We start from the raw sequence: 6,580 nt of genomic DNA, 5'->3' as shown, positions 1-6,580 counted from the left end.
GCGCTCAGGGTCGGGTCCTGGCGGACCCGGCCAGGCTCAGAGCCTGAAGACGCTCACGGCGCCGGCCAGGCGGCCGGACTGTTCCTTCAGGCTTTCGGCCGCCGAGGCGGCTTCCTCGACCAGGGCGGCATTCTGCTGCGTCATCTGGTCCAGCTGATTCACGGCGGCATTGATCTGGTTGATGCCGTCGCTCTGCTCGCGGGCGGCGGCGCTGATCTCGCCGATGATGTCCGAGACCCGCTGCACGCTGGCCACGATATCGCCCATGGTCTTGCCGGCGTCCTGAACCAGCTGGGTGCCGGATTCCACGCGTTCGGTGCTGGCGCCGATCAGGCTCTTGATTTCCTTGGCGGCCTCGGCCGAGCGCTGGGCCAGCAGTCGCACCTCGCCGGCCACCACCGCAAAGCCACGCCCCTGCTCGCCGGCACGTGCTGCTTCCACGGCCGCATTCAGGGCCAGGATATTGGTCTGGAAGGCGATGCCGTCGATGGTGCCGATGATGTCGCTGATGCGGCGCGAGCTGGCGCTGATGTCCTCCATCGTGGCCACCACCTGACCCACCACCGTGCCACCGCGCTGGGCGACCTCGGCGGCCGAGCTGGCCAGCTGGTTGGCGGTCAGGGCCGAATCGGCCGTCTGACGCACGGTGCCGGTCAGCTGCATCATGGAGGCGGCAGCTTGCTGCAGGTTCGAGGCCGTCTGCTCGGTACGGGCCGAAAGGTCATGATTGCCCGAGGCGATCTCGGCGCTGGCGGTGCTGATGCTGTCGGTCGCACCACGCACCTCGCCAAACAGCCGGATCAGCTCACCCTGCATGGTTTGCAGGGAACGCAGCAGCTGGCCGGTCTCATCCTGGCTGCGGACTTCGATGCGGCGCGTGAGGTCGAAATGGGAGATCGCGTCGGCCACGCCCACGGCCTCGCGCAGCGGACCGGTGATGGAGCGGGTCAGCCACAGCGTCAGGGCCACGGCCAGAGCCAGGGCAAACAGCGTGAACAGCACCAGGCCTGTGCGCGCGGTGCTGTTGGCCGCTTCCAGACGCTTGTTGGCGGCGTCCAGCTGCTCGCGCTGGTCCTGCACGATCTGCTTCATGGCGTCCTGAAAGGCCGTGGCAGCGGGCTGAAACTGGCTGTCAAAGATCTGGCGGGCCTTGTCCGCTTCCCCGGCCTTTTTGGCCGCGGAGACGGCGTCGCGGCTGGCCAGATAGGCCTTGCGGGCCTCGGACAGTTTTTCGAAGCCCTGGCGCTCCTGCGGTGTCGTCAGCAGCTCGTCGAGCTTTTTCTGCAGCTCGGTGGACTGCTTGGTCGACTCGGCGGCCGTGGCGGCGAAGAACTCGGCCAGGCTGGGGTCGGCGCTGACGGCGATGGCGCTGGTGCGGTTCACGCCATTGGTGATGTTGCGATACCAGTCGCTGGCGAGGCGCTCCGTGACCAGGGAGCTCTTGTACATCTCCTCGGTTTCCGATGCCACGCGGGACAGGGCCCAGTAGCCCAGGCCCGAACCCGTGAAGGCGATCAGCAAGACCAGGGTCAGGACAGCAGAGAGGCGCTGGCCGATGGACCGGCCAGAAAACAGTGAGCGCAACATCAAGAGTTCTCCATGAGCGAGCGGCCTAGTTGTTGGGGCCGCATCGTGGCGGCAGGCTTTGGCCGAATTCCTACTATTTCGGCAGTGTCAGGGAAAACCTGAATTGCTAGTGCGCCTTGCGCACCCGGCGCAAGGCAAAGCGTGCAGGATCTATCGCATCCAGCAGTTCTGCCTCCAGCGGCACGGGGCTGCCACAGAGCTGGGCCGCGGCGACTTGGCCAGCCAGCGCGGCCCAGCTGATGCCGCGTGAACCCAGGGCGGTACAAAGCACCAGGCCCGGCAGGCGTTTCAGTCCGCGCAGCAGATCCTGGCGCCCAGTTTGCTCCGGGGCCGGCAGGCCGCCCACCAGGGGCAGGCGGTCCGGCGTCACCAGGCGCCATCCCACGCGTCCGGCCAAGGGTGCCCGGGGAGGCTGGGGCAGACCCGCCAGTTCGGCCCATTGCGAAAGATTGCTGTCCTGATCGCTGTCCCGCAGCTCGGGGTCCGTATCGTCGGCCTGTACCGTGGCGCCACACCACAAGCCGCCCTGGCCGTCGGCCAGGGCATAGCCGGCGCCGGCCACGGGCAGATGGGGCAGGGGGCTGGCCTGGCTCAGGTGGCTGAGTTGTCCGCGCAGACTCATCAAGGGCAGGTCGGGCATCAAGCCCTGCAGCAGGGGCAGACCGGCCTGGCCGCCCGCCAGAACCAGGGCCGGGGCCTGCGCCAGGATCCGACCTTCGCCGTCCAGGGCCTGCCAGCCCGCTCCACAGGCTCGCAGGGCGGCCACGGGGCGCTGCGTCAGCAGCCGGGCTTGCGCGGCTTGCAGCATCGCTTGCACATAGGCGCGGGGCGGCAGGGCGCCACCGCCTGGATAGAACCAGGCAGGGCTTTGCAGCGGCAGGCCCGAGCGGGTGGCCGCATCGGCGGCGCCCAGCGCCTGCAGATAGTCGGGGGGCAGACCTTGCCCCTGCAGCAAGGCCCGCATGGCTTCATGGTCGAGCTTGCTCTCCAGTCGCAGCAAGCCTGCCTGGAGCCAGGGCAGTGCGGGCAGCTCGGCCAGCAGGCGCTGGGTGGCCAGGGCGGCGGCGCGATTGAAGCGGGCATGCAGACCGTCGCTGGCGTGGAAGGTGCCGTGGAACAGCCCGCCTGGGTTGCCTGAGCCTTCGCTGGCACTCTGTGCATGGGCTTCCAGCACCGTGACGGCTACACCCTCCCGCGCCAGCGCATGGGCGCAGGCCGCACCGGCCAGCCCTGCACCGATGACCAGGGCCTCGCGGGCCTGCGCTGCCAGGGGCTGCCGGCCCGGCGGACGCTGCACGGCGTGGCGGGGCGTGTAGCGGGCCACGCTCATCTGTCCCTTGGCGGCGAAGCCTGGTGCCTTCTCCACTGCGAAGCCGGCGCTGCTCAGACCGTCGCGTACCGGGCGGGCCACGCTCCAGGTGGCGGCGGTACAGCCTGTTGCGGCCAAGCGGCCCAGGGACTTGAGCAGCCAGGGATCCCAGATCTCCGGATTGCGAGCCGGGGCGAAGCCGTCCAGGTAGATGGCATCCACCTCCGCCACCAGCTCGCGCAGCCACTCGCGTGCATCGCCCAGGGCCAGCAGCAGGCGCACGCGGCCCTGCTCGAAGCTCAGGCTGTGCAGATTGGGCGTGAGTGGCGGCCAGGCCGCCAGCAGCTGGGCCGCCAGCTCGGGGGCGGGGCTGCGGGCATGGGCGCGGGCCAGATCCTCTCGGGTGAGTGGGTGCTTCTCGATGCTGATGAAGACCAGGCGCTCGCAGCGCTGTGCATCCTCGCGCCATGCGGCCCAGGTGGCCAGGAAGTTGTTGCCCAGGCCGAAGCCGGTCTCCAGGACTACGAAGCGCGTGCGGCCCTGCCAGCGCGCGGGCAGCTGGTTGCCGCCCAGAAAGACATGGCGGGCCTGGGCAAAGGCACCGGCACGTGCATGGTAGACATCGCCGTAATCTGGTGCCTGGGCAACCTCGGCGTCGGAGAAATCCACGCGGGCCGGAACAATGGGAGCAGTCTTCATCGCAGGGCGGCGAGTATGCCAAAGCCCAGGGCCGCTGCTGCACACCAGGACAGCAGCAGGGCGGCGATGAGCCAGCGGGCGTACTGCCAGCCCCCGGCGAGCAAGGCGGTGATCGCGCGCGTCAGGGAGTTGCAGCCTATGGTGATCAGCATGGCGGTATTCAGGGTATTTGGCGTGATGCGGTTCTGGGCCGCCAGGCTGCCCAGGGAAGCCATGGGGGCATGGGCATCGGCGAAGGCGGCCACGGCCACCGAAGCCAGCAGGCCTTGATCACCAAAACGCTGGTTGGCCCAGCCCACCAGGGCGCTGACGGCGCTGAGCAAGGCAGCGACCAGCAGCGCTTCACGCAGTCGCAGGGGGCCTCCGCTGCCGGGGCCGGCGGCCACCGCGGGCGTGCCCCGGGCCAGCAGGAGCGCGACCAGAAGCGCGCAGAGGGTGCCAGCCGCACAGGCCGGCGCGATATGGCTGAGCTGGGCGGGGGCCAGGCTGCCCAGCATCACGGCCGCCTGCAGCCAGGTGGCGGCGGTGGACATCACGGCTGCCGCGGCAAAGGCTCGCAGCAGCTCGGGTTGGGCGCGGGTGCGGCTGCCCATGGCCGCGATGGTGGCGGTGCTGGACACCAGGCCCGAGAACAGCCCCGTCAGTGCCAGACCCAGACGTGCACCCAGGGCGCGCAAGGCGACATGGCCGGCTGCCTGCAGCAGCAGCAGCAAGGTCACCAGGCCCAGCAGGGTTTGGGCCTTGAGTCCGGCCAGCCAGGGGATGGGCTCCGTCGGCATCAGCGGGAGCACGATCAGCCCCAGGGCCGCCAGCACCAGGCCGTCATGCAGTTCCTGCTCGGTCAGGACCCGGGTGGCAAAGTGGTGCAAGCGGGTTCGGGCCGCCAGCAGCATGGTCATCAGCACCGCGGCTGCGGCGCCCAGGGCGGGGGTTTGCAGGCTGAGCGCGCCGATCAGATAGACCAGGAGCAGGGCAACCTCGGTCGTCAGGCCCGGATCGCGCGGGGCCTGACGCCAGTAGGCGAGGGCGGCCAGGCCGCCGATGGCCAGGGCGCCCGCCGGCAGCAAGCCGGGCACTGCCAGTCCATGGGCCAAGGCGCCGGCCACCGACACCAGGGCGAAGCTGCGCAGGCCGGCGGCTTCCCGGCGTGGACCATGACCTTTGCGACGCTCTCGCTCCAGCCCTACCAGCAGACCGCCACCCAGGGCCACGAGCAGGCCCACCGCCAGCGGTGCCTGGGCACCGAACAACTGCTGCCAATCGACCATGAAGCGCTGAAAGCCCTGATCAGAGGTTCACGGTCTCGCCATGCTGGGGCACGCGTACCCGCCAGCCCAGTTCGTCCTGAATGCGGCTGCGCAGCGCATCGCTGGCGGCCGGGTCGCCGTGGACCACGAAGACCTGCTCCGGTGCGCGGTCCAGGCCGCGCAGCCAGGCCATCAGGCCATCCGCATCCGCATGCCCCGAAAAGCCGTCCAGATGGCTGACCTGGGCGTTCACCGGCACATACTCGCCCTGCAGCTTGATCTCGCGCGCCCCCTCCACCATCTTGGCGCCGCGGCTGCCGCCCACCTGGAAGCCGGGGAAAACGATGTGGTGGCGCGCACCCGGGGCCAGGGTCTTGATGTAGTTGAGCACCCGACCGCCGGTGGCCATGCCGCTGGCCGAGATGATGATGCTGGGCCGGCCCATGGCGCGCACCGCGGCTTTGAGCGAGTCGGCCTGCTTGCTGATCAGAGTGACGCCGTCATCCAGCGTGGCCAGCTCGCGCGGGCTGATGCGCAGCAGGCGACCGTTGCGGCGCGTGATTTCGGCGGCCAGGGCGGCCATGGGGCTGTCCAGCAGGATGGGCACATGGCGGGGCAGCTCGCCGGCCTCGCGCAGGCGCTGCAGCACCAGCATCAGGGCCTGGGCCCGGCCCACGGCAAAGCTGGGCAGCAGCACGCTGCCACCGCGCGCCAGGGTGGCGCGGATGATCTGGGCCAGACGGGCCTGCACGTCCTCGGGCGCGTGCAGTCGGTTGCCATAGGTGGACTCGATCAGCAGCACCTCGGCACCCTGGGGTTGCTGGGGTGGGGGCATCAGCAGGTCATTGCCGCGACCCACATCGCCGGAGAAGAGCAGGCTGCGACCGGCGTCGTTCTCGATGCGGATGGCGCTGGCGCCCAGCAGATGCCCGACGGGCGTGAAGCGGATCTCGCAGTCCTTGAGGCGCAGCCGGCCGTCGCGCGGCAGGCCCACGAAATGTGCGAGCGCCTTCTTGGCATCGCCGCTGCTATATAGCGGCAGCGCCTTCTCATGGCGGCTGGTGTGGTGGCGGTTGGCATGGCGGGCGTCCTCCTCCTGCAGCTTGGCCGCATCCAGCAGCAGCACCTCGCAGAGCTGGCGCGTTGCGCCTGTAGAGAAGATGGGGCCCTTGAAGCCCTGGCGCACCAGAGCCGGGAGATAGCCGCTGTGGTCCAGATGGGCGTGCGAGAGCAGCACGGCATCCAGTCCCTGGGGCGGCACACCCAGCGGCGCCCAGTTGCGCTCGCGCAGGGCCTTGAAGCCCTGGAACAGGCCACAGTCCAGCAGCAGACGCTGGCTGCCGGTATCCAGCAGATGACGCGAGCCGGTGACGGTGTCGGCAGCGCCGAGAAAGCTGAGCTTCATGGTGGCATCCGGGCAGTGAGTGCTGCGGATTCGACCATGGGGGAGGTGGGTGAGGATTGACGGAAGTCAAGCGGCCCGCCGAGGCGGGCCGCAGAAGCCGGGGGGCGATCGCAGGGCGGGTGCGCCCTGCCCGGATCGCAGGCTCAGCGCTTGGGCGCTCCGCCGCGGCCAGCCTGTGCGCCGCCGGAGCGGCCGCCGCCGCCCTGCGCGGGGCGAGCACCATCGCGGCGCGGGGCGCCGGCCTGGGCCGGACGGCCGCCCTGGCCTTGGCCCTGGGTGCGGGGCGCGGCACCCTGTCCCTGCGGACGGCCACCACCGCCACCACCGCCGGGG

At 70.2% G+C, this 6,580-nt stretch carries 4 protein-coding genes and 1 pseudogene; all 5 read right to left on the bottom strand.

Annotation, left to right across the window (positions count from 1 at the left end):
* Nucleotides 1-36: 36 nt before the first annotated feature.
* On the bottom strand, nucleotides 37-1,587 hold the full coding sequence (locus ACK5F2_RS05870; RefSeq protein WP_409863453.1) for a methyl-accepting chemotaxis protein: 1,551 nt from the start codon (nucleotides 1,585-1,587) through the stop codon (nucleotides 37-39).
* A 106-nt stretch (nucleotides 1,588-1,693) separates the two neighbouring features.
* The gene (gene mnmC / locus ACK5F2_RS05865) at nucleotides 1,694-3,595 is read right to left on the bottom strand and encodes an FAD-dependent 5-carboxymethylaminomethyl-2-thiouridine(34) oxidoreductase MnmC (protein WP_409863451.1); all 1,902 of its coding nucleotides are present in this window, start codon (nucleotides 3,593-3,595) and stop codon (nucleotides 1,694-1,696) included.
* A complete protein-coding gene (locus tag ACK5F2_RS05860; protein ID WP_409863449.1) occupies nucleotides 3,592-4,863 on the bottom strand; it encodes an MgtC/SapB family protein in 1,272 nt (423 codons plus the stop codon). Before ACK5F2_RS05860 ends, mnmC begins: the two co-directional genes overlap by 4 nt.
* A 19-nt stretch (nucleotides 4,864-4,882) precedes the next feature.
* Nucleotides 4,883-6,247: an MBL fold metallo-hydrolase RNA specificity domain-containing protein gene (locus ACK5F2_RS05855; RefSeq protein ID WP_409863447.1), complete on the bottom strand. Its 1,365-nt coding sequence runs from the start codon at nucleotides 6,245-6,247 to the stop codon at nucleotides 4,883-4,885.
* Nucleotides 6,248-6,390: 143 nt separating this feature from the next.
* Nucleotides 6,391-6,580 (bottom strand): annotated as a pseudogene (locus ACK5F2_RS05850) (hypothetical protein); the annotation flags it as partial.

It is taken from the genome of Roseateles sp. (assembly GCF_046300915.1).
Lineage (GTDB): Bacteria > Pseudomonadota > Gammaproteobacteria > Burkholderiales > Burkholderiaceae_C > Kinneretia.
The sequence above is the reverse complement of the archived record's forward strand: the minus strand, read 5'-3'. Positions and strand labels throughout refer to the sequence as shown.

Excerpts from the sequence above, each read along its gene's own strand:
- ACK5F2_RS05870 (WP_409863453.1), bottom strand. The coding sequence starts at position 1,587 with ATGTTGCGCTCACTGTTTTCTGGCCGGTCCATCGGCCAGCGCCTCTCT.
- ACK5F2_RS05860 (WP_409863449.1), bottom strand. The coding sequence starts at position 4,863 with ATGGTCGATTGGCAGCAGTTGTTCGGTGCCCAGGCACCGCTGGCGGTG.
- mnmC (WP_409863451.1), bottom strand. The coding sequence starts at position 3,595 with ATGAAGACTGCTCCCATTGTTCCGGCCCGCGTGGATTTCTCCGACGCC.
- ACK5F2_RS05855 (WP_409863447.1), bottom strand. The coding sequence starts at position 6,247 with ATGAAGCTCAGCTTTCTCGGCGCTGCCGACACCGTCACCGGCTCGCGT.